The organism is Actinopolymorpha singaporensis, assembly GCF_900104745.1.
GTDB classification, from domain to species: Bacteria; Actinomycetota; Actinomycetes; order Propionibacteriales; family Actinopolymorphaceae; genus Actinopolymorpha; species Actinopolymorpha singaporensis.
Genome location: NZ_LT629732.1, coordinates 2,138,395 through 2,159,887, shown reverse-complemented (window position 1 = coordinate 2,159,887; position 21,493 = coordinate 2,138,395). Strand labels below are relative to the sequence as shown.

The following is a 21,493-nucleotide window of genomic DNA, read 5'->3' as shown; positions in this document are numbered from 1 at the left end:
TTGCGGCGACAACCACCTGCCGGCGGCCGGTGTTCCCGTACGCCGGCCGGGTCGGCGACGCACCCTCAGGTGGCAGGCGGCTCAGGTGTCCAGGCAGGCGAGGCCGCGCTGCAGGGCCCGGGCCACCGCGCGGACGCGTCCCCGGCCGTCGGTGAGCGGCAGCGGCCCGTTTCCCAGGGCGAGGTTCCGGGCGATACGCAGCCAGGCGTACGCACCGAACAACGCGGTGCGGCCCGCGTAGGGCCGGCCTGCCGCCGCGGCGTACTCATGCAGGAACGCCCGGCGCAGTGCGGCCGCCCGCGTCGGGTCGGTGCCGGCCTCCAGGTAGGTGCAGAACTGCGCCACGTCGAACGCCGGGTCGCCCATCCCGGCGTCGTCCACGTCCAGCACGGTGACCGACTCGCCCACCAGCACCTGCGCGGCGTGGAAGTCCCGGTGGATCGGCACGTGGATTGGCACGTGGACCGGCACCTGCATCGCTGCGTCCCCTGCGGCCGGACCGGCCTGCGCGGTCTCCGCCGCGAGCGCCCAGCCGTCGGCGAGCCGCCAGGCGAGGGCGTGCAGGTCTGGCTCCCGGTCGCCGAGCACGCCGGCCCACCGCCGGCAGCGGGCGGTCTCGGCGGCGAGGTCGAGCCGGCGCGGCAGTACGACGTCGGAGCCGTGCAACCGGGCCAGCCAGCGAGCCGCGGCGCGTACCCCGGCGACGGCGGCGTCTCCGTCCAGCCGGTCCAGCGGCGTCCCGGAGCAGTGCCGGTAGAGGACCAGACCGCGCTCGACCGGCGCCGGCAGGGGTTCGGGCACCCGCAGCGGCCCGGTCTTGAACGGCCCGTCGGCGAGAGCCCGCAGGTTGGCCTCGGCGAGCACCGCGCGGAACGGCTGGGCGAACAGTTTGCCCACCACCTCCGCCGGCCCGCCTCCGGACAGCAGTCCGCGCACGGTGTAGCGGACGACGGTGTGGCGGCCGGGAACGTGGTGCACCAGCCGGGCGGCCGTCACCTCCACCGCGGCCGGCTCGGCGGCGGCCTTCGCGAGGTGCGGGCGCAACGCCTGATCGACCGCCCGCCGGTCCAGCAGGTGGGCGGCCAGCGGCGCGGCGACCCGCGTCGGCAGCGCCGACACCAGCCGGTCCAGGCAGTCGGTCAGCCCGGCGACCTGGCTCCAGCTCGCGGTGTCCAGCCGGGTGTAGCGGCGGAGAGCGAACGCCGTCAGCCGCACGCTCCGCCACCACAGCAACGCCTCCGGATCGACCCGGCCGGCGCGCCGCTCGTACCCCGCCACGAAAGCGCGGCCGGCCGCCTCCAGCACCGGCCGTTGGTCCGGGTGGCCGAGCCACTGCCACAGCATCCGGGCCAGCACGCTGCCCAGGTCGGCCTCGGCCGGGCCGCGAGCGGGTTCGGGCAGGTCCAGCAGGGTCAACCGGTTGTGGTCGGCGAGGACGAGGCCGGGCGCGAGGCCGCCGGCGCCGAGGACCAGGTGACCGCTCGCGGGTATCCAGGCGCCGAGCCGGTCGAGCACGGTCGCGAGCCGCCGCGCCACCTCCGGGTCGGCGTGCTCGGCCGCGGGCAGCGACCCGGTGACGTTCCGCAGGACGTCGGTGCCGGACCGGCTGGGAGCGGGCGCGGACAGCAGATGCACCCGAGCCAGCAGAGTTCCGAGCCGGTACGCCAACCGCACCCTCACCCGGGCGGGAACCCGGTCGTCGCGGAGTACGGCGGACAGCGGGCGCCCGTCGGCCGCCTCGTGCACGAGTGCGGCGTACTCCGGCCATCGGGCCACCAGCGGGGGCAGCAGCGGACGGTCCGCCAGGTCGGCCAGCGCCGCCGGCACCTCCTGGGCGGCCGGGTCGGCGGTCGCGGCGCCCACCCGGGCGTACAGGATCCGCTGCTCGCCGGACCCGGTGGTCAGCCGGTAGCGCAGAACTGCCTGCCGGCCGGGCCGGTAGCGAACCGGCTCCACCTCGCAGCCTCGCACCTGGCCAGGGCCGCTGTGACCAGCCCCGAGCCGCGTCGACAGCAGGTCGCTCACCACGCCGGGGTCGGCGGCCCGGGCCAGGCCGGGCAGGTCCGGGTCGGCGCGGAAGTCCCGGCGGTCCGCGCCGAGCGGCGTCACCTCCCACACGACGAAGGTGCTCCCGCCGGCCGAGGAGTTCAGGGCCGAGGAGTTCAGGGCCGAGGAGTTCTGGTAGGTGAGCACGCAGCGGTGTCCCGGGGTCCACTGCGCGTCGTGCGGGGTCCAGCCCGGGGTGGCGCGCGCCGCGGCCATCGTCTCGGCCAGCAGCGGCAGCGCCGGGTCGACAACGACCGGCGCAGAAGCGGGCGGTCCGCCGCCGCGGGCGGTCACCGCGTCCCCCCGGAGCCGGACTCACCGGAGCCCGGACCGCGTTGCCGCGGCACCCGTGCGGCCCCGCCTCCGGACGTCCCGCCACCGGACGTCCCGCCACCGGCCACCGCGTCCTCGGCCTGGCGTACCGCCCGCGCCACCTGGTGGGCCCACTCGGGATGGTGCACCGGCACGCGGCGCGCCGCCAGCGAAAGGTGGAACAGCACGGCCAGGCCGTGCGCGCGGGCGAGCCGGTTGCGGTCGCAGGCGCCGTACCCGTCCACGAAGGCCGTCACCGCCGGTCCGGCGGGCAGGCCGAGTTCGGCGCACCACCACCACAGGTCGGCGACGAACTTCCCGAGGTCGAGGGCGGGTTCGGCGAACCCGGTCCGGTCCAGGTCGATCAGCCGCACCTGGTCCCCGGCCGCCAGCAGGTTGTCGCAGGTGAGGTCGCCGTGGGTCAGGGTCGGCGACTCCACCGGTCGCGCGGCCAGCCCGTCCCCGATCCGGGCCACGACGTCGCGCAGCCGGCCACCCACCCGGGGCAGCAGGCCCTGGATGTGCTCGGCCGCCCGGGTGGTCGCGGCGAGCTCGGCCTCCGCACCGTGTGCCGGGAGGTGCGCGGAGGGCGCCGCGGACGTCCGGGACGCCGGGGCCGCCGGGGCCGCCGGCGGCAGCGAGGAGGTGAACGCGGACGGGTCGGTGTCGTGAAGTACCCGCAGCGCCCGGCCGACGGTCCGCAGCAACGGCCCCGCCTCCACGTCGGGCAGCCGCCGCCACAGCGGTTCGCCCGGCTCCTCCGCCCACCAGGCGGCCCGGTCGGCCGGGACGTACCCGATCGAGCGGGCGGGCCTGATCCCGGGCACCGCCGCCGGGAGCAGCGCCTCCATCGCCGTGGCCACCGCGACCGTCCGGGCGCCGGTGTCGTCGCGGTAGAGCTTGACGATGGCGCTGTCCTCCGCGCTGGTGCGCACCCGCAGGACGTGCCGGCTGCCGGGGCGGTAGCGCAGCGCGCGCACCTCGCGGTCCGGTCCAGTCCGCACGCCCGCCAGGGCCGCCGCCGTCGCCGTCACGTACCCGGACTCGTAGTGGCGTACCAATCGTGGGAACGCCGGGTCGATCGGTGCGATGACCAGGGTCAGGCAGCCGTCCGCCGACGCCGCGACCAGCCGTTCGAACGGCTCCACCAGGCCGCGGACCTCCGCCTCACGTTCCAGTACGCCGGTCGCAGCGAGGTCGGCCGGCTGGGTCGACCAGGTGAGCGCCAGATGGCGCGGACTGGACTGGTTACGGCCCGGCGCGAACGCGTAGTACGCGGCGAGCTCGCGTCCCGGCGCGTACCTCGTCCGCAACAGCCGCGGGGCCACCAGCCGGGAGCCGTGCGGCAGGCACTGGGCCAGCAGTGGCGCCGCACCGTACGCGAACGGGTCGGTGACCGCCCGCCGGATCCCGTCCAGCCCCCGGTGGCCGGCGACCAGCCGGGCGACCTGGCCGGAGGCGGGCGGGGAGACGCTCGTCACGGCAGGTCCCGACGAGTGCGGAGGAGGGTGCCGAAGCGGGCGCCCCCAGGACGGCGGAGGGGACAGGGAAGAAGGCGTGCCCGAAGGAGGGCCCGAAGACGGGGATACGGCTCGCCCGCGCCGCCCCGAGAGCGGCCGGGCCCACGGATGTCGACCGCGCCGTCCACCATGCTCTTCCCTGCCCGCACCCCGCGGCCCCAGCCGGTCGACCGCCCAGACGTTTTCTGCGTCACCGTCGCCCACACGGCTCCGCGGCTTCTTCGTCCTGCCTGCTTCTTCACCTGGCCCTGGCAGAGTCATTTCCCGGCGATCGGCTGATCATCCCGGGCGGGGTGCCTTGGCCACACGAGGCGGTGGCACGTCCCCGTAGCCGGCAGCCTTTGGTGTCCTCCGGCCCCGCCCCGCTCGGCGTTGGACCCTCTGTCAACCTCCGCTTGGCAGTTGCCGTCGGCCGTGCGTTTCCGATGCAAAACAAGACGTGTCGGGTGCGAACGGGGCAAGTACGGCGGGTCGCCGCGGGCACGGTGCTCCCAGGCGGGGCGCGTACGCTGGCGACGTGTCGGGGCTCACCGCTCGACGGCTCAGCGTCGTCGCGTTCACCATCCTCGCCGTCGCGTTCGCCTACTACGTCGGCGCCTGGCTGGGCCTGCGCGACGAACTGCTCAGCCGCCAGCTGACTCCGCTGTGGCCGGCGACCGGTGTCGCACTGGTCGCGATCCTGCTGCTCGGTAACCGCGTCTGGCCCGGGATCGCCGTCGGCTCGCTGCTCGTGCACCTGTCGGTCGGCCTGACCGTCCCGGCGGCCGCGGCGATCGCGGTCGGCAGCACGCTCGCGCCCCTGTGCGCGGCCTATCTGCTGCGGCGCGTGGGGTTCCGGCTCGAGTGTGATCGCTTACGCGATGCGCTGGCCCTGGTGTTCCTGGGCGCGTTCGCGTCCATGACCGTGACCGCCACGATCACCACCGGCGTTCTCGTGGCGGCTCACGTCCTCCCACCACACGACTGGTGGATCACCTGGCTCGTCTCGTGGAGCAGCAACGCCATGGGTGTGGTCGTCGTCGCGCCAGTCCTGCTCGTGGCGCGCAAGCTCAGGTTGCCTGCGAAGGTCAGCGCCCGCCGAGCGCTGGAGGCCGGGCTCCTGATCGGCGGCACGTTCGCGATCGCGGCAGTGGGCACCGTCAGCCCGTTCGACGTCCTGTTCCTGGTCTTCCCGTTCCTGTTCTGGGCCGCCTGGCGGTTCCAGCTCGCGGGCGCCGCGCCGTGCGTCCTGGTCTCGGCCCTGGTCGTGATCCTGGCCGCGGAGGATGGTACGGGTCCGTTCGCCGGTGACTCGTTGCTCGCGAAGATGGTCACCCTGCAGGCGTTCGTCGGCTCCGCCGCGCTGACGGCCCTGTTGCTCGCGGCGATGGTCGCCGAACGCAACCACACGTACGCGGAGATCGAGCAGGCGTGCTACCGGCTGGCGGACGTGATGAGCCTGCGCGACCGGGCGGCCCGGCACGCGAAGAGCTGGCACGGATCCGCGCAGGACCGGCGCACGCCCGAGCGCTGAGCCAATTGGTCCGGGCGTCGCGAACGCCAACGGCTCGGGCGGGTCGCCCGTACCGCCCGACACTGGCGGAATGACGTCCGCGACACCCACACCAGCCACACCCACACCAGCCACACCCACACCAGCAGAGAAGGATGCTGTTCCCGCTCAACTGCGCACCCGGCCACTCGGGCGATCCGGCATCCGGGTGAGCGAGATCGGGCTCGGCGCGTGGCAGCTCGGCGCCCGGCGGGAATGGGCGGGCCCGGACGAGGAGGAGTCGTACCGAATCATCGACGAGGCCGTACGACTGGGCTGCACGTTCATCGACACCGCCTCGCCGTACGCCGACGGCCGCAGCGAGGAGTACATCGGCCGCGCTCTCGAAGGCCGCCGCGACCAGGTGGTGCTGTGCACGAAGTTCGGGTTCTGGGCGCCCGGCTACCAGGAGGACCACTCACCGGACCGGATCGAGGAGGCACTGGAGCTCAGTCTGACCAGGCTGCGCACGGACTACCTCGACGTCGCGCTGATCCACAGTCCGCCGTACGAACTGATGGACGGGCGTACGGTCGCGCACTACCGCATCCTGCAACGTCTCCTTGACGCCGGCACCATCCGCGCCTACGGAGTCGCCGACCGGGCGAGCAACGCCGACGAGCTGCGGCGGATCGTGCACACAACCGGCAGCAGCGTCCTGGAGACGAACATCAACGTGCTCGAGCAACACCAGCTTGACGTCATCGCCGAGGCTGCCGAGGCCGGTGTCGGAGTGGTCGTGCGTACCCCACTCGCCTCCGGCTGGCTGTCCGGCAAGTACGACCGCGACAGCGACTTCCCTAACGACGACCGCCGGGTCTGGTGGACGCGTGCACAGGTACGCGAGAAGGCCGCGGCCGCGCAGAGGTTCCGCGGCCTCGTACCCGAGGGCACCACGATGACGCACGCCGCGCTGCGGTTCCTGCTCGCCCAGCCCGAGATCTCCACGGTCATCCCGGGCGCGAAGTCGGTCGCACAGCTACGGCACAACGTGGCCGCGGCGCAGGGGACCCTGCCTGCGGCGACGGTCGCGGCGATCCGGGACTTCGGCCGCCGGCCGGCACCCGGACAACACCCCTAGGCCAACAGCCTTGGCCCAACAGCCTTGGCCCAACCCTTCAGAGCGAGGGCACCTCTCCACGCTCACCGAGCCAGGACAGCGCCTCGTACACCGCTTCCAGCGAGGTGTGCCGGGGCCGCCAGTCCAGCAGCGCGGCAGCCTTGGCCACCGAGCAGTTCGGGCTGTGCGCGATGTGGTCCCAGGTCGCCTGGGCGGCGTCGGCGGTGACGGTCGTCTTCCACTCGTCGTACGGCGCGAACCGCAGGTCGGCTTCCCGGCCGTACCACCCGGCGACCGCCTCGGCGTACCCGCGCAATGTCACCGCGGCCGGGGAGACGACGTGGAAAGCCTCGCCCAGGGAGGCGTTGCGGTGTTCCAGCGCCGCGAGGAACGACCGGGCCACGTCGTCGGCGTGCACGTGGTGCAGGGTCTCCAGGCCGAAGTTGGGCAGCAGCACCTCCCGTCCTGCGGCGAGGTCACCGAACACGGCGAGGTCGAGATGGCCGGCCGGGTTGATCGGCCGCCAGCCCGGCCCGACGATGTGCCCGGGGTGCAGCACGGTCGCGGGGACGCGCCCTAGCCGCGCCTCGCTGAGCAGGTAGGCCTCGATCTCGGCCTTCTTCACGCCGTAGTCGCCGAACGGCCGGCGCGGTGCGCTCTCGGTCGTGGGCACCTCGACGCTCGGCCCGTGCACCCAGATCGTGCCGCAGTGCAGGAGATGCTGGACCCGGTCGCGCAACGCCTCGGCCAGCTGCCGGGCAGCCGGCGGCTCGAAGCAGATCAGGTCGATCACCACGTCGGCGTTCAGGTCGGCGATCCGCTTGCCGAACGTGCCGTCGGCGTCCTCGGCATGCCGGTCGGCGACCACCCGCTCCACCCGCTGCCACACCGACGCGCGGCGGTAGGGCGAGCTCTGCCCGCGGCTGACCGCCACCACGTCGTGCCCGGCGTCGACCAGCGCGGGCACGAGGTAGGAGCCTATGTGGCCGCTGGAGCCGATGACGACGACGCGCATGGGGGAGTTCCTGCCTTCGAGGGTTGGGGTCTCGGGCCGTACGGCCTTCAGTCGTACGGCCCCTTCAGGTCGTACTGTCGATCAGGTCGTACGCGGGAACGGTGAGGAAGTCGACGAAGTCGTCGCCGAGCACCACGCGTTCGAGCAGGTTCCGGGCGGCGTCCAGGGAGTCGCCGACGCCGCCGTCGCCCGTGCCGACCTCGGCACGCAGCCGTTCGTACTCCTCGGCCACCGCGTCACCCACCAGTTCGGGCGTGACCTTCTCCCCGGTGTCCAGCTTCGTGCGGTTGTGAATCCACTGCCACAGCTGGGAACGCGCGATCTCCGCGGTCGCGGCGTCCTCCATCAGGTTGAAGATCGCCACCGCACCGGTGCCACCGAGCCAGGCGGTCAGATAGCGCAGCGCCACCGCGACGTTGTTGCGCAGGCCGCGCATGGTGACCGCGCCCGGAGTGGACGCGAGGTCGAGCAGGTCGTCGGCGGTGACGTGGACGTCCTCACGCAGCCGCGACAGCTGGTTGCGGTGGGCGCCCAGGCGTACGTCGAACATCTCGTTGCACAACGGCACCAGGTCGGGGTGGGCCACCCAGGACCCGTCGAAACCATCCCTGGCCTCGCGTTCCTTGTCCGCGCGCACGCGTTCGAACGCCGTCTCGTTCACCGCGGGGTCGCGCCGGCTGGGCACGAACGCGGCCATACCGCCGATCGCGAACGCCCCGCGTTTGTGGCAGGTGCGCACCAGTAGTTCGGTGTAGGCGCGCATGAACGGCGCGGTCATCGTCACCGCGTTGCGGTCCGGCAGAACGAAGTCCGGACCGGCGTCGCGGAAGTACTTGATGATGCTGAACAGGTAGTCCCAGCGGCCGGCGTTCAGGCCCGCGGCGTAGTGCCGCAGCTCGTAGAGGATCTCCTCCATCTCGAACGCCGCCGGGATGGTCTCGATCAGCACGGTCGCCCGCACCCGGCCGCGCCGGATGCCCAGCCGTTGTTCGGCGTAGGCGAAGACGTCCGCCCACAGCCGCGCCTCGAGGTGGCTTTCCAGCTTGGGGAGATAGAAGTACGGCCCGCTGCCGCGGCCGAGGAGTTCGTGCGCGTTGTGGAAGAAGTACAGGCCGAAGTCGACCAGCGAGGCGGAGGCCGGTTCGCCGTCGACGGCCACGTGCCGCTCGGTCAGGTGCCAGCCGCGTGGCCGCACGATGATGGTCGCCAGCCTGCCGTCGCCGAGGCGGTACTCCTTGCCGTCCGGCGAGGTGTACGAGAGGCGCCGCCGTACGGCGTCGGACAGCACGACCTGGCCGGTCACGACGTTGTGCCAGTGCGGGGTGTTGGCGTCCTCGAGGTCGGCCAGCCACGCCTGGGCGCCGGAGTTGAGCGCGTTGACCGCCATCTTCGGGTCGGTCGGCCCGGTGATCTCCACTCGCCGGTCGATCAGGTCACGCGGTGCGAGGTTGACCCGCCACGCGGGCTCGGCGCGGATGTGTGCGGTCTCCGGCAGGAAGTCCAGGCGGCCGGTCCGGGCCACCTGGGCGCGGCGTTCGGACCGACGGGCCAGCAACTCCTCACGACGCGGACCGAAACGGGTCTGGAGTTCGGCGACGAACGCGAGCGCCTCCTCGGTCAGGATCTCCCGACCACGCCCGTCGACCTCGCCGCTGACCTCGACCTTGCCGGCTTCGCCGTTTCTGACGTCCACGCCTTGCGGCACTCGCACCACCCTCTCGGCCCCTTCGCCCTGTGCCCCTCGAGTTGTCGCTCCTCGAGTTGTCGCTGCCCTCCTGGGAACTTACAAGGGCGAGCCGTCCGCCGCGACCGGCCGTTCACCCCGCAGACTCCAGGCCAGGCCGAGCGTGGCCACCAGTGCCGCCAGCGCGGCCGCCCAGAACACCCTCGACAGGTCGTGGCTCGCGACCAGTCCGCCGAACGCGCTGCCGACGATCCGGCCGCCGCCGAGGACGAGCATCGCGTACAGCCCCTGCGTCGTGTGCCGGATGGCGTCCGGTGCGCGCCGGTCCAGGATCACTCTTCCGGCGACCATCGAGACGATGATGATCATGCCGTGTACGAGCTGCGTACCGACGACGACACCGACGGTCGGGAACGCCGCGAGCAAGGCCACCCGGACGGCGGCGGTCGCCGCGCCGAGCACCATCAGCCAACGCCAGCCCAGTCGGCGTACCAGCCAACCGAACGCCCCCATGTAGGCGATCTCGACCAGGACGCCGAGGTTGGTGACCAGGCCGAGCCAGCGCGGTGACAGGCCGACCACCTCGGTGACCATCAGCGGATAGAACGTGGAGTACGCCGTGACCGCCACCTGCAGCCAGAACATGGCGACCACGAACACCGCGGTGCTCGGCACCCGCAGCAACGCGCCCGCTGCCCGCACCACCCCGGTCAGCGTCACCGTCTCGCGAGGTGGTTCGGGTTCACCGGCCCCGTCGCGCCCCGGGTCACCGATCCGGGCGCCCGGTGCGCCGGCCAGCGGCCCCGTCGGCAGCATGGCCGCCACCGCGACACCGAGCGTCGCCAGCCCGGCCGCAACCAGGGGAAGGAACCACAGCGAGTGCCGGTCGGTGAGCACGAAGTACAGCAACACGCCGGGCACCATGTAGCCGACGGTTCCCCAGATGCGCACCTGGTGGTAGCTCACCTCGGCCAGCGCCCGGATGTGCCGCTGGGAGGCGAAGAAGATGCCGTCCAGAAGTGGCCGGGTGGGTTCGCGCGCCAGGCTGAACGCGGCGTACACGAAAACGACCCACCAGTAGCCGCCGACGAACGCGAACACCGACAGGGCGATCGCCGACACCGCCAGCACGAACAGGAACAACGTCTCTGCCCGGCCGTAACGGTCGGCCGCCACGGTCAGCGCCGGTGGCGCGATCACCGCGGCCGCACTGGACACCGCCAGGACCACGCCGATCTGCGCGGTGTCGAGCCCGTGGACGAACGCGAGGAAGACCGAGAAGAACGGCAGCATCGCGCCGTCCACCGCGTACAACGCCGCGTAACTCGCCCTGGTGGCCGCAAGTGGCCGTGCGCGGACCCACCCGGGCCGCCGATCCGCGGAATCCTCACCGGTTTCCGGACGGGTGCCGTCACCGCCCCTGCTGTTCGATTCGCTCTCGCTCGACTCCGTCGCCGCACTTCGTCCGGTCGCGGTCACGCGCCACTCCGTTCTCCAGCCGACCGCACGTGGCGCCACCGTCGTTGCCGGCGTTCACGTCGCTCCCGTCGATCCTGTCGTCGCTTCAACCTCCCAGGATGCCGGGCATCTCCCACGAGTGCGGTGGACGCGTCCACGCAGCACGCGTCCACCGCACTCCAGGTCGGCCGGAGCTGGTCACCGTCCTTCGGCGAACGACTTCCCTGTCTCCAGCAGGCTCTTCAGCTCGCTGAGCACCCAGGCGTGACCGCCGCCGGCACCGTGGTCCTCGAGCTGGCCGCCGACCAGGGAGGCGATGCCCGGTGCGCCTTCGAGTTCGTGGACGAGGGTCAGCCGGCACACGCCGTCACCGATCTCCTTGATCTCGTGCGTGACCCGGGTGGCCGGTTCCTTGGCGAGCGAGGGGTCCATCAGCATCCGGAACGTCGTGACCAGCCGGCGCGGCGGGTCCGCCTCCTGCACCTCGCCGTCGATGATCACGTCCGGGACGGGATGGCCGTTCGCCTCCGCCCCGGCGCGGAACTCCGCGGTGGGCCGTACCTTGTAGGCGCCGCCGGGGCGAAGGTCGTACTCCACGAGCCCGGTGTAGCCGTAGCGCTCGGTCCACTCCGGCTTGGTGATCGCGTCCCAGATCGCCTCCGGGCTCGCCTTGATGTAGACCCGGTAGACCTGCGTCGTGGTCGCGTTCGTCGTTGCGTTCGTCGCGTTCGTCATGGCCGTTCTTCCTTGTCTGTGGGTGCTTCGAGCTGCGCCTTGAGGTCGGCGAGGGCGGCGACCTGGCGCTCGGTGTACTTGTCGATCCACCGGTCGTGGATCAGCCGGATGGGTACGGGATTGAGGAAGTGCAACTTCTCCCGACCGGACCGGCGGGTGACGACGAGGTTCGCGGCCTCGAGCACCCGCAGATGCTTCATCACCCCGAAGCGGGTCATCTCCACCTCCGACTCGAGCTCGGTCAGCGTGCGGCCGTCACGCGTGAAGAGCAGGTCGAGCAGGAAACGCCGCGTCGGGTCGGCGAGCGCCTTGAACACCGCGTCGTCCTCCGCCACGGACCAAAGATATGTGACCATCTAGTCACGTGTCCAGCGTTTCCGCAGGTCGTCTCCGGGCTCGTCGGGAGGTGGGAAGACCTGAGGGGGCTGTGACACCCACAGGTCTTCCCACCTCGCCGATACAGGCCGGCCCGGAGCCGGGCGGGGCGCCGGCAGGACCGGAGGTCGCCGATAGGGTGCTCGCCGTGTCGGGACCCGCCATCGTGGTCGGCGCCGCGATCGTGCGCGACGGCCTCCTCCTCGCCCAGCAGCGCGCCTACCCCGAGGCGGTCGCCGGTCGCTGGGAACTCCCGGGAGGCCGGGTCGAGCCAGGCGAGTCCGAGGCCGCCGCCGTCGTACGCGAGTGCCAGGAGGAGCTCGGAGTCGACGTCGCCGTCCACGACCGGATCGGCCCGGACGTTTCCCTTGCAGGCGGAGAGTTCGTGCTGCGCATCCACGCCGCGACCCTCACCGATCCTGACGCCGAACCGGTCGCACACGAACACCGTGCCCTGCGCTGGGTCCATGCCGAGGACCTCGACAACCTGGACTGGCTGGAGGCGGACCGCATCCTGCTGCCCGCCCTGCACGCACTCCTCGTACGGCCGGATGCCTGACTGCCCGACCGGACGAACAGCGGGCCCAGCCGCAAGCAACAATCCCTGTATGCGTTGACGAATCTCGGTTGTGGACAACGGGTTCTTGTCGGTGGTGGCCGGTAGGGTTCGAACATGTCTTCGACCACCCAGGAGTCTCCTCGCAGCGGAAGCGGAGGCACACCGCTGCATCCGTTGCTGGCTGCCCTGGGCATGGTCACCGCCGGCAACGACGTGGTGTTGTCCACGTCGGTGCTGTCGTTGACGGCCGAGCAGGCCGGGGAGGCGCTGGAGGTACTGGGCCGGGAGATCGCCCGGCTGCAGGCGGCCCAGCTGAAGGTCGTCCGCCAGGCCGAGGCCTGTGACGTCGGCAAGCTCACCGGGGCGCCGAACGCGGCGGTGTATTTGCGGACGGCCCTGCGGATGAGCAAGCACAGTCCTCGGCCACCGTCGGCCTCGCGCGCGACCTGGACAGGGAGGTGCCGTCGACCGGGGACGCGCTCGCCGCCGGGAACGTGTCGGTGCGGCAGGCGCAGGTCATCGCCGACGCGGTCAAGAAGCTCCCCGACTACGTGGGTCCGGAGGAACGGGTCGAGGCGGAGGGGTTCCTGATCGAGGCGGCCCGGTTCCACAACCCCGACGAGCTGCGGGTGCTGGGCACGAAGCTTCTGGAGCGGGTCGCGCCGGAGGAGTACTACCGGCAACTGGGCAAGGAACTGGCCAGGAAGGACCGCACAGCAGAACAGAAACGCTCCCTGCGCTACTCCCCGAACGGCATCCCCCAGTCGGAGTCGGTACACATCACCCTCCCGGCGTGGGAGATGGAACTGCTCCGCAAACTCATCGAACCCCTCGCCGAACCCGTCAAGGGGGCAGACCCAGACAGGCGGCCCATCGACCAGCGCCGCGGCGACGCGTTCGCTGAGTTGTTGAGCCTGCTCGCCGCTGCGGCGAAAGCGCCCGTCCGTGGCGGCAGACCACCACAGGTCGCGGTCACCATCCCACTCGACACCCTCCTGAAGGGCACCGGTGCGGGGACGGTCGACGACACCGCCACTGTCGTCCGTCCCAGGCCCTGCACCTGCCCCTGCACAGACCCCAAGTACGCCAAGCAGAGCACCAAGAAGCCCGCCAACACCGAAGAGCCGACATCAACGGAGACCGAAGGCCAGGCGGAAGACCAAGTAAACAAGGAGAAACGGCGATCAACCGAACCCGAGAAGGGTCCGGCGGGCCCGGGGACTGCCATCGACCCGCACGACGGGTGCCCGACGTGTGGAGGTGGCGGGTCAGCCCGCTACCTCGGCACCGACGGCAAACCCATCTCCGCCGCCACCGTGCGCCGGCTCGCCTGCGAGGCCGACCTCATCCCAGTCGTACTCGGCGGGGACGGGCAGGTGCTCGACCTCGGCCGCTCCGACCGTTTCTTCAAAGAACACCAACGCCGCGCACTGGCCATCCGCGACGGACACCACTGCAACTTCCCCGGCTGCCAAATCCCCGAACCACGCTGCATCACCCACCACATGACCGCCTGGGACCACGGCGGCCCGACAGACCTCGCCAACGGCGTACTCCTCTGCCGCCACCACCACGTCACCATCCACCACAAAGGCTGGCAAGTCCGCATGGGCACCCACGGCCACCCCGAATACACACCCCCGGAATGGTCCGACCCGCAGCGACGCATCCTCCGCCCGTAGGGCCACCAGCCCAGGAGGTGATCGCCCGAACTCCCCCGCCTTGACCGATCGGCGCATGATCAAGGTCTCGACACCGTACGGAGGAGACCTCATGCAGCAGATCGGTGAGCACGCACTGGTCCTCGGCGCCGGGATGTCCGGCCTGCTGGCGGCCCGAGTTCTGACGGAGGCGTACGGCCGGGTGACGCTCCTCGACCGCGACCCCATCCGCGCCGCAGGGTCACCGCGGCGCGGGGTACCACAGGGACGACATGCCCACGTCCTCCTCGCGCGGGGAGGGGAGGTCGTCGAGGACCTGTTCCCGGGCATCACAAGCGAACTCGTCGCCGACGGAGCGGTTGTCTCCCACCCCTTGGCCGACTTCAGGTTCTGCGCCGGCGGCCACACGCTACGCCCCGTCCCGATCGGCGCCACCATGCTGCAGTGCACTCGCCCGTTCCTGGAAGGCCACATTCTCGATCGAGTACTCGCGCTGCCCGGGATCACGGTCGCCGACAGGCGCGACGTGGTTGGCCTGAGCGTCGACGAGGACCGCCGCCGGGTGACAGGCGTGCGCGTCGTACGGGGACGAGACGCGAGTACGACCGAGACGCTGACGGCCGAACTCGTCGTCGACGCCACCGGGAGGGCCGGCCGTACTCCCGTCTGGTTGCGGGCGCTCGGCCTCCCCCGCCCGCGGGAGGAGGAGTTCCAGGTCAGCGTCGGGTACACCAGCAGGCTCATGCGTCTCCCCCGCGACTACGCCGAACGGGAGAAGGCGATCGCCGTCGGGCCGATCCCGGACCGGCCGCGAGGCCTGGCGCTGCTCGAGGTCGAGGGTGGGCGCCACATCGTCACGCTCGCCGGCTTCGAGGGCCGGCACCGTCCACCGGCCGACGACGACGGCTTCGTCGAGTTCGCCGCGACCGTGTCCCCACCGGACGTCCTGGCCGCGATCCGGCGGGCCGAACCACTCGGCGAGATCGCCACCTACCGCTACCAGTCCTCGATCCGCCGGCACTACCAGGAGCTACCCGACCTCCCCGAGGGATTGCTGGTGACCGGCGACGCGTTGTGCAGCTTCAACCCCATCTACGGCCAGGGGATGACCGTGGCAGCGCTGCAGGCGTCGACGCTGCGGAACACCCTGGCCCAGGGCGGGACCGACCTCAGCCGCCGCTTCTTCCGGGCCGCATCCCGGGTCGTGGAGGACCCGTGGAATCTCGGGGTCGGAGCCGACCTCGCCCTGCCGCAGATCGAAGGGCGGCGGTCGCCCTCGACCAGGCTGACCGGCGCCTACACCCGCCAGGTGCAGGCAGCCGGTGCGGTCGACGACCTCGTCGCGCGGGAGTTCGTGCGGGTCACGCACCTGCTCGACCCGCCGGGCCGGCTCCTGCGTCCCGCACTGGCCTGGCGGGTGCTCCGAGCCCGGATGGCGACGTCGGGGCGGCAGGAGCCGCGACTCACCGCGCCCGGACGGTGAACTCCGCCGTGTGGACCCGGCCGCCGTGCCGGAAGTCGAGGTAGAGGCGGTACGCCCCCGCGCTCGGCACCTCCGTGTGGAACGCCACCCGCGGCCCGGCGGTCGTCTTCCCGTCGCCAGGTTCCCCGTCGGGATGCACGTGCAGGTACGCGAGATCGCCGGCACGCAGCGCCACCAGGTGTCCGTACGCGCCGAGGTAGGGCTGCAGGTCGGTGACCTCGCGGCCGCCATGCTTGATCGTGAGGGTCAGCAAGGCCGACTTGCCGGCCTGCGGGTCGCCGCTCAACATCACCTCGTAACCGTCGACGCGCGCCACGGACCGCACCTCGGGCAGCGCACGCGGCTCGTACTTACCTGCCACCGGGACGTCGATGCCCAGCGTGGTCGCCTCACCGCCGGTCGGGGTGAAGTCGGCGAACGCACGGTAGGTCCCGGCTGCGGTGAAGGGGAGCCGGATCCGCCACACGCCGTCGGCACCGAGTGTCGGGTGGACGTGCCGGAACAACGACAGGTCCCGCCGGACGACGATCAGGTGCAGCCGCTTGTCGTGGACCTCGTCGAACGCGGTGACCGGCCGGCCACGGCCGTCGACGATGCGGAACGCGAACTCCCCGTCCCGCCCCACCACCGGGTCCGGCGACACCTGCTGGAGCGTGTAGCCGTGCTGGCTGACCATCAGGCCGCCCGGCAGCTCGGCTTCCGTGGCGCCCGACGCGCCGTCGTTCTCGGTCGCCTCGCCGTGCCCGGCCGCGTCGTCGTGTCCGCCGGCCTCAGCTGTCCCGCCAGGTCCTCCGGCCTGGTCCTGCTCCTCGGCCGGCTCGTCGTGGCCGGGCGCCATGCCCTCCATCGGACCCTCTGTCGGCTCCGGTGACGCGGAGTGGGCTGCCGGTGCGGAGGTCTCCTCCTGCGCCAGCGGACGGACCACCCGACCGGCGCCGTAGGCCGCGCCGAACGCGATCACCAGGCCGCCTGCGAAGATGCCCAGTCTGGTGGTGGTGTTCATCCGATCTCCTCAGGTCGCCAGTCACCCTACCCCCGTACGGTATATCAGAGCGGGCCACGGGAATGGTGCGGGACCGGAAATCCCCCGTCCGGGCGATGCCGCGCCCCCGCACTCCCGGCATGCTTGGGCCCCGTGAACGACAGCATCGGGGAGTTCCTCGTCAGCGCCCGGTCCTTCGCGGAGTACGAGGCGTTCTTCGACCTCGGCCCGGACGACCTGCGGGGCTCGGTCCTGGACTGTCCGGGAGGCGGAGCGAGCTTCACCGCGACCGCGGCGAGCAGGGGCGTCGACGCGATCGCGGTCGACCCGGCGTACGCGGAACCTCCGGCCGAGGTGGCCGCCCGGGTCCGGGCGGAGCTCGACCGCGGCAACGCGTGGGTTACCGCCCGCACCAGTAGGTACGAGTGGGGATTTCACCGCGACCCGGAGTCACTGACCCGCGGCCGTACCGAATCCGCGCGGTCGTTCGCGGCCGACATCGCCGCCCACCCCGAGCGCTATCGGTTCGGGACGCTACCGGATCTGCCGTTCGCCGACGGGGCGTTCGACCTGGTGCTCTCCTCGCACTTCCTGTTCACCTATGCCGACCGGCTCGACCGCGACTTCCACCTCGCCGCGCTGCGGGAGCTGCACCGGGTCGCCCGCGGGCAGGTGCGGGTCTTCCCGCAGGTCGACCAGGCCGGCGGCCGGCTCGACAACCTGGTCGAGGAGCTCGTACGCGCGTTCGCCGAGGACGGGGTGCGGGCGGAGCGACGCCGGGTGCCGTACGAGTTCCAGCGCGGTGCGGACTCCATGCTCGTCCTGCACTCGCCGGGCCGGTGAGCGAGCGCCCTACGCCAGCCGCACCCGCCCGCCACCCTCCGCCGTCCGCCCTCCGCACACCGCTGCTCCCGCTCCCTCAGTCGCGCTTCGGGAGTTGCTGCACCGCCCACCGGTTGCCGTCGGGGTCGGCGAAGAAGACGAACGAGCCCCAGGGGAATTCCTGCACGTCGCTGACGTCCACGCCGCGCCCGCTGAGTTCGGCGTGCGCGGCGTGGATGTCGGACACCACCATCTGCAGACCCTCGACCGAACCCGGCTCGGCCTCGGTGACTCCCCGGCCGATGCAGATCGAGCACGCCGAGCCGGGCGGGGTGAGCTGGACGAACCGGATCTCCTCGCTGACCTCGTGGTCGTGGTCGGCGTTGAACCCGACCTGGTCGACATAGAACGCCTTGGCCTTGTCGACGTCGGAAACGGGGACCGCGACGAGTTCGAGCTTCCAGTCCATGGAACGACTTCCCTTCGGCTGAGCCTGTGGTCACGGGCGTACGGCGGGAGTGCCGCCGCCCACAGGAACAACGCTAGGAGTCATTCCGGCCAGTTCCCGGCCTCAATCCGGCCCGGTTCGGGGTCGGCTGCGAAACTCGGCCGACCTACGCCCGGGCCCTGAGCCGACCGCCGTACCGCGCGTTCGGCGCCTCCAACATGGCGCGCTGCCGCTCGGTGAGGTCGGGGTAGTCGTCGGCGTCGTAGTAGCCGGCGGACCACGACACCGCCGCCGGGCTGTACTTGTAGAAGGCCGTCCGCCGCTCGTCCGCGCCCCGCCAGGGCAGCGTCCCGTGCACGAGGGCCTCGGTGAAGACCACCGCCGTTCCGGCCGGTCCGGTGACCCGGCGTACGCAGGGGTGCTGGTTGGCGAGTTGCTTCCAGGCGTCGGGGAACGGGAACGCGCTCTTGTGGCTGCCCGGAACGCAGGCGAACCCGCCGTCGTCGGGCCCGACGTCCTTGAGGTTGAAGCCGACCGCGACCAGACCGCTGCGGATCCGGCCGTCGGGGGTGACCGTGTAGTACTCCGACGCACGGAACGGCACCGCGCCACCGTGCAGGACCGTACCGATCGGGCCGTCTCCGGAACGAATGATGTCGGCGTAGGTGTGGTCAAGACGGAAGTCGGAGCCGAGGACGTCGTCGAGTACGTCCACCACCGGCGGCAGGTCCATGAGGGTCCGGAACGCCGCGTCGCGCCCCAGCAGATCTCCGAACCGGTGTGTGCGCATGTCCGGCTCGGTCTCCCGCTCGGCCATCTCGTCGAGCTGGGCGTTCAGACGTTGGAGAAGATCGGCCGGAATGGCGTCGGGAATCGTGAGGTAGCCCTGCAGGTCGAACAGATAGCGGTCCTGGTCGTTCACGTGTCCTCCGTGGACGGTTGCGAGTGCACCGTCGACCGATTGTTCCATCGGGGACCCCCACCCGGCCCGGCCCCGGCGTGGCCACATCCCGCCGTTCCGCACCGTTCCCGCATCAACGCGGCGGGTCAACGCGGCGGGTCAAGGGGCCGGTCAAGGCGGCGGGTCAAGGGGCCGGTCAAGGCGGCGGGTCAAGGCAGCTCAGGGCGTGGACGCCTTGTGGCGGTGTCGGGGTTTGCCGAGCCGCTGCCGGAGCACGACAGAGAAGACGACCCAGACCAACCGGAGGAGTGACCGGATGTCCAGTTCGAAGTTGCTGGTGGACGCGTTCGACCGGGTCCGCGAGGCGGTCCACCAGGCCGTGGAGGGACTGTCCGCGGAGGAACTCGCGTTCCGCGTGGACAGCGAGGCCAACTCGATCGCCTGGTTGGTCTGGCACCTGACCCGGGTCCAGGACGACCACATCGCCGACGTCGCGGGAACCGAACAGGTCTGGACGGCCGACAGCTGGTTCGAGCGCTTCGACCTGCCTTTCGAGCCGTCCGCGACGGGGTACGGCAACAGCCCGAAGGAGGTCGCGCAGGTACAGGTCGACTCGGCCGACCTGCTGATCGGCTACCACGACGCCGTGCACCAGGCGACGGTCGCCTACGTCGGCGGACTCGGCGACGACGACCTGCCGCGCGTGGTGGACGAGGCGTGGGACCCGCCGGTGACGCTGGCCGTACGGCTGGTCAGCGTGATCAGCGACGACCTCCAGCACGCCGGCCAGGCCGCGTTCATCCGTGGAGTCGTGGAACGCCGTACCAGCTGACCTGCTTCAGACCCGCGACCACCCCATGTCAAGGCCGCCTTGTCAGGCCGCCGTTCGGTCGTACCCGGGCTGGAAATCGGGCCGCGTGCTGGCCACGTGCGACGGTAGCCTCTGCCCGATGAACACCCGAGCCGAAGGGTCCGCCGGGGCGAGCACGGCGCAAGGGATCACAGAGGGCGAGATCGCCGCGGGACTGCGAGCGCTCGGGCTGACCGAACGCTCGACGGCGTTGGTCCACACGTCCCTGAGGTCGTTCGGCTGGGTCGAGGGTGGCGCGGAGGCGGTGTGCCGGGCTCTGCTCGACGCGTGCGGCACGGTGCTGCTGCCGGCCGGCGCCGGCGACCACACCCGCATGCCCGCTCCACCCGGACTGGTCCGCCCCCACAATGCCTACTGGAACGCCGTTTCCTGGGCTGACTTCGAGCAGGCCCTGGACCGCGCGGTGCCGTACTCCCCCGAACGGCCGGTCGACCGCTACCTCGGTGCCGTCCCGGAGGCGATGCGGGCACTGGGTTGTGCCGAGCGCGGGGCTCATCCGTTGTTCGCGTTCCAGGCCGCGGGCGAGCACGCACGCACGCTTCTGGAGGCCGAAAGTCCGGACCGGCCGCTCGCCCCGATCGAGGCGCTCGCCGAGCTCGACGGTGACGTCGTCCTGCTCGGCGTCTCGCACGAGGCCAACACCGCGATCCATCTGGCGGAGCAACGCCTGGGTCGCTCGCGCTTCTACCGGTACGCGAAGGTCGCGGCCGGTGTGTGGGCGGAGTTTCCGAACCTCGGCGGCGAGAGCCACCGCTTCGACGACATCGAGCCGGCACTACGGCCGGCGACCACGGAGGTCCGCATCGGCGCCTGCCGGGCCCGCCGGGTCGGCGTTCGGGACCTGCTCGCCGCCGTCACCGAGGTGGTGCGCGCGGATCCGGCGGCGCTGCTGTGCCCGGACCCCGCCTGCCGGTGCGGTGCCGCGCTGGCGCAGCGGCTGGCGTACGTGCGCGACCGGCGCGTCTGAATGCTCTCCGGGCGAGTTCAGTGCTCGGCGCCGCGGTCGACACCCAGGGTGGCGACAAGGTCCTCGTGGAGCTGGAACCACACGCGGTGGCATGAGTCGACGTCGGTGCGGTCGACCCATTCGTGTGCACCGGACCGGGCGCGCCGGAGAGCGGCAGCGAAGCGCGCGTCGTAACCGTCGAACCTGGCCAGAACGCCGGCGAGCCGGCGTACGAGCGGGATCAGGGCGTTGTGCAGGGCGGCGAGTTCGTCGAGGATCCGCGCGTCCCCGACCCGGTCACTGTGGTCGTTGGCTGCGAAAGTGCCCCCAGGCGTGGGGGTGAGCTGCCACTCGGTGCAGGCTCGCAGAAGTCGTTCGTTCAGTGGCCGGAACTCCTGGTAGATCGAGCCGATGACACCGTCCGGGTCGGCGTGGGCGCGTTCGCACGCGAGTCGCTTCTCGTTCTCGGCTCTGCCTTCCCCGGTCAGGGACCATCCTTCGAGATCAGCGAAAGCAGTGTGTTGCACCCAGCCTCGTTCTTCGGCCAGGACGAGGGTTCGAGCTGTGCCCGCGGTGTCCAGGCCGAATCGTTCGGCGACCTCGGATGTGCCGGCGAATCCGAGCAGTCGGACGGCATGGAGCACGAGGAGCTCTCGCGGCGAAAGGTGCGTCATGCTCAGTCGCCTCGCCTGGCGGTGAGCCGGTTGAAGTGTTGCTGACACGCCTGCGGTGACCGGAACCCCATCGCGTCGGCGATCTGCGCCCAGGTCAGGCCGGCGCTCTTGGCGGTGAACAGCAGGCCCGTCTCCACTCCCTCGACCTCGGCCCGCGCGGCGGGCATCAGGGCGAGCGCACTCAGGAGTTCCTCCGTGCCCAGGTCCGCTGATCGCCAGAGTGCGAACTGCACGAGGTCGACCGCCGACGGCGGCACAGACGCGGGCCTCCACGGAGGAGCCTCCAGGCCATCGGCGCCAGCGGCGAGCAGGCGCCGCCGTGCGCCTTGTTCACGGTGGACCTCGGGGTGCCGACCGGATGACGTGGGGTTCGGGTCGTGCTTGCGTTCCATCCGCCCATCCTGAAGAAT

At 71.7% G+C, this 21,493-nt stretch carries 20 protein-coding genes and 1 pseudogene; 9 read left to right on the top strand and 12 right to left on the bottom strand.

Annotated elements, in window-relative coordinates:
* Positions 1 to 81: 81 nt before the first annotated feature.
* Both BLU27_RS09865 and BLU27_RS09860 read right to left on the bottom strand, forming a co-directional pair.
* Positions 82 to 2,340 (bottom strand): phosphotransferase, encoded by a 2,259-nt coding sequence (locus tag BLU27_RS09865; RefSeq protein WP_092652605.1) that lies wholly within the window; start codon positions 2,338 to 2,340, stop codon positions 82 to 84.
* On the bottom strand, positions 2,337 to 3,839 hold the full coding sequence (locus tag BLU27_RS09860) for an aminoglycoside phosphotransferase family protein (protein WP_092652603.1): 1,503 nt from the start codon (positions 3,837 to 3,839) through the stop codon (positions 2,337 to 2,339). Before BLU27_RS09860 ends, BLU27_RS09865 begins: the two co-directional genes overlap by 4 nt.
* Positions 3,840 to 4,395: 556 nt before the next feature.
* Here BLU27_RS09860 and BLU27_RS09855 point away from each other — a divergent pair.
* Both BLU27_RS09855 and BLU27_RS09850 read left to right on the top strand, forming a co-directional pair.
* Complete coding sequence (locus tag BLU27_RS09855) at positions 4,396 to 5,391, top strand: MASE1 domain-containing protein (RefSeq protein WP_092652601.1); 996 nt, start codon at positions 4,396 to 4,398, stop codon at positions 5,389 to 5,391.
* 70 nt (positions 5,392 to 5,461) lie between these two features.
* A complete protein-coding gene (locus BLU27_RS09850; protein ID WP_241827890.1) occupies positions 5,462 to 6,490 on the top strand; it encodes an aldo/keto reductase in 1,029 nt (342 codons plus the stop codon).
* A 37-nt stretch (positions 6,491 to 6,527) separates the two neighbouring features.
* Here the strand turns inward: BLU27_RS09850 and BLU27_RS09845 are convergent, their stop codons facing one another.
* From BLU27_RS09845 to BLU27_RS09825, 5 genes are all read right to left on the bottom strand, one after another.
* Positions 6,528 to 7,484 (bottom strand): NAD-dependent epimerase/dehydratase family protein, encoded by a 957-nt coding sequence (locus BLU27_RS09845; protein ID WP_092652599.1) that lies wholly within the window; start codon positions 7,482 to 7,484, stop codon positions 6,528 to 6,530.
* A 64-nt stretch (positions 7,485 to 7,548) separates the two neighbouring features.
* A complete protein-coding gene (gene aceB / locus BLU27_RS09840; RefSeq protein ID WP_197681763.1) occupies positions 7,549 to 9,177 on the bottom strand; it encodes a malate synthase A in 1,629 nt (542 codons plus the stop codon).
* A gap of 90 nt (positions 9,178 to 9,267) precedes the next feature.
* On the bottom strand, positions 9,268 to 10,647 hold the full coding sequence (locus BLU27_RS09835) for an MFS transporter (protein ID WP_157728379.1): 1,380 nt from the start codon (positions 10,645 to 10,647) through the stop codon (positions 9,268 to 9,270).
* Positions 10,648 to 10,824: 177 nt separating this feature from the next.
* Positions 10,825 to 11,361: an SRPBCC domain-containing protein gene (locus tag BLU27_RS09830; RefSeq protein ID WP_092652593.1), complete on the bottom strand. Its 537-nt coding sequence runs from the start codon at positions 11,359 to 11,361 to the stop codon at positions 10,825 to 10,827.
* Positions 11,358 to 11,696 carry an ArsR/SmtB family transcription factor gene (locus tag BLU27_RS09825; RefSeq protein WP_092652591.1) on the bottom strand — a complete coding sequence of 113 codons (339 nt, stop codon included), beginning with the start codon at positions 11,694 to 11,696 and terminating at the stop codon, positions 11,358 to 11,360. The genes BLU27_RS09830 and BLU27_RS09825 overlap by 4 nt, the downstream gene beginning before the upstream one ends.
* Before the next feature lie 188 nt (positions 11,697 to 11,884).
* Between BLU27_RS09825 and BLU27_RS09820 the strand changes: the two genes are divergently transcribed.
* The 4 genes and pseudogenes from BLU27_RS09820 to BLU27_RS09810 all read left to right on the top strand — a co-directional run bounded on the left by BLU27_RS09820 (position 11,885) and on the right by BLU27_RS09810 (position 15,439).
* Positions 11,885 to 12,295, top strand: coding sequence for a (deoxy)nucleoside triphosphate pyrophosphohydrolase (locus BLU27_RS09820; protein ID WP_197681761.1), 411 nt, complete (start codon positions 11,885 to 11,887; stop codon positions 12,293 to 12,295).
* 419 nt (positions 12,296 to 12,714) lie between these two features.
* Positions 12,715 to 13,299 (top strand): annotated as a pseudogene (locus tag BLU27_RS30825) (DUF222 domain-containing protein); the annotation flags it as partial.
* A complete protein-coding gene (locus BLU27_RS30820; RefSeq protein WP_277869304.1) occupies positions 13,273 to 13,977 on the top strand; it encodes an HNH endonuclease in 705 nt (234 codons plus the stop codon). The pseudogene BLU27_RS30825 and the gene BLU27_RS30820, both read left to right, overlap by 27 nt.
* 91 nt (positions 13,978 to 14,068) lie before the next feature.
* The gene (locus BLU27_RS09810) at positions 14,069 to 15,439 is read left to right on the top strand and encodes an FAD-dependent oxidoreductase (RefSeq protein WP_157728377.1); all 1,371 of its coding nucleotides are present in this window, start codon (positions 14,069 to 14,071) and stop codon (positions 15,437 to 15,439) included.
* On the opposite strand, the gene BLU27_RS09805 is transcribed toward BLU27_RS09810, so the two are convergent.
* Positions 15,420 to 16,442, bottom strand: coding sequence for a hypothetical protein (locus BLU27_RS09805; RefSeq protein WP_092652587.1), 1,023 nt, complete (start codon positions 16,440 to 16,442; stop codon positions 15,420 to 15,422). The two genes, BLU27_RS09810 and BLU27_RS09805, sit on opposite strands and share 20 nt — an antisense overlap.
* 132 nt (positions 16,443 to 16,574) lie before the next feature.
* Between BLU27_RS09805 and BLU27_RS09800 the strand changes: the two genes are divergently transcribed.
* Complete coding sequence (locus BLU27_RS09800) at positions 16,575 to 17,264, top strand: methyltransferase domain-containing protein (RefSeq protein ID WP_241827888.1); 690 nt, start codon at positions 16,575 to 16,577, stop codon at positions 17,262 to 17,264.
* A gap of 76 nt (positions 17,265 to 17,340) precedes the next feature.
* Here BLU27_RS09800 and BLU27_RS09795 read toward each other — a convergent pair whose 3' ends face one another.
* Positions 17,341 to 17,712 carry a glyoxalase superfamily protein gene (locus BLU27_RS09795; protein WP_092652585.1) on the bottom strand — a complete coding sequence of 124 codons (372 nt, stop codon included), beginning with the start codon at positions 17,710 to 17,712 and terminating at the stop codon, positions 17,341 to 17,343.
* Positions 17,713 to 17,857: 145 nt separating this feature from the next.
* Complete coding sequence (locus BLU27_RS09790) at positions 17,858 to 18,613, bottom strand: phytanoyl-CoA dioxygenase family protein (protein WP_092657471.1); 756 nt, start codon at positions 18,611 to 18,613, stop codon at positions 17,858 to 17,860.
* A gap of 295 nt (positions 18,614 to 18,908) precedes the next feature.
* On the opposite strand from BLU27_RS09790, the gene BLU27_RS09785 reads away from it, so the two are divergent.
* Positions 18,909 to 19,424 (top strand): mycothiol transferase, encoded by a 516-nt coding sequence (locus BLU27_RS09785; RefSeq protein ID WP_092652583.1) that lies wholly within the window; start codon positions 18,909 to 18,911, stop codon positions 19,422 to 19,424.
* 118 nt (positions 19,425 to 19,542) lie between these two features.
* Positions 19,543 to 20,430: an AAC(3) family N-acetyltransferase gene (locus BLU27_RS09780; RefSeq protein ID WP_092652581.1), complete on the top strand. Its 888-nt coding sequence runs from the start codon at positions 19,543 to 19,545 to the stop codon at positions 20,428 to 20,430.
* 17 nt (positions 20,431 to 20,447) lie between these two features.
* On the opposite strand, the gene BLU27_RS09775 is transcribed toward BLU27_RS09780, so the two are convergent.
* Both BLU27_RS09775 and BLU27_RS30305 read right to left on the bottom strand, forming a co-directional pair.
* A complete protein-coding gene (locus tag BLU27_RS09775) occupies positions 20,448 to 21,083 on the bottom strand; it encodes a transcriptional regulator (RefSeq protein WP_092652579.1) in 636 nt (211 codons plus the stop codon).
* 2 nt (positions 21,084 to 21,085) lie between these two features.
* Positions 21,086 to 21,316, bottom strand: a complete 231-nt coding sequence (locus BLU27_RS30305; protein ID WP_241827887.1) for an SANT/Myb-like DNA-binding domain-containing protein — start codon at positions 21,314 to 21,316, stop codon at positions 21,086 to 21,088.
* Positions 21,317 to 21,493: the final 177 nt, after the last annotated feature.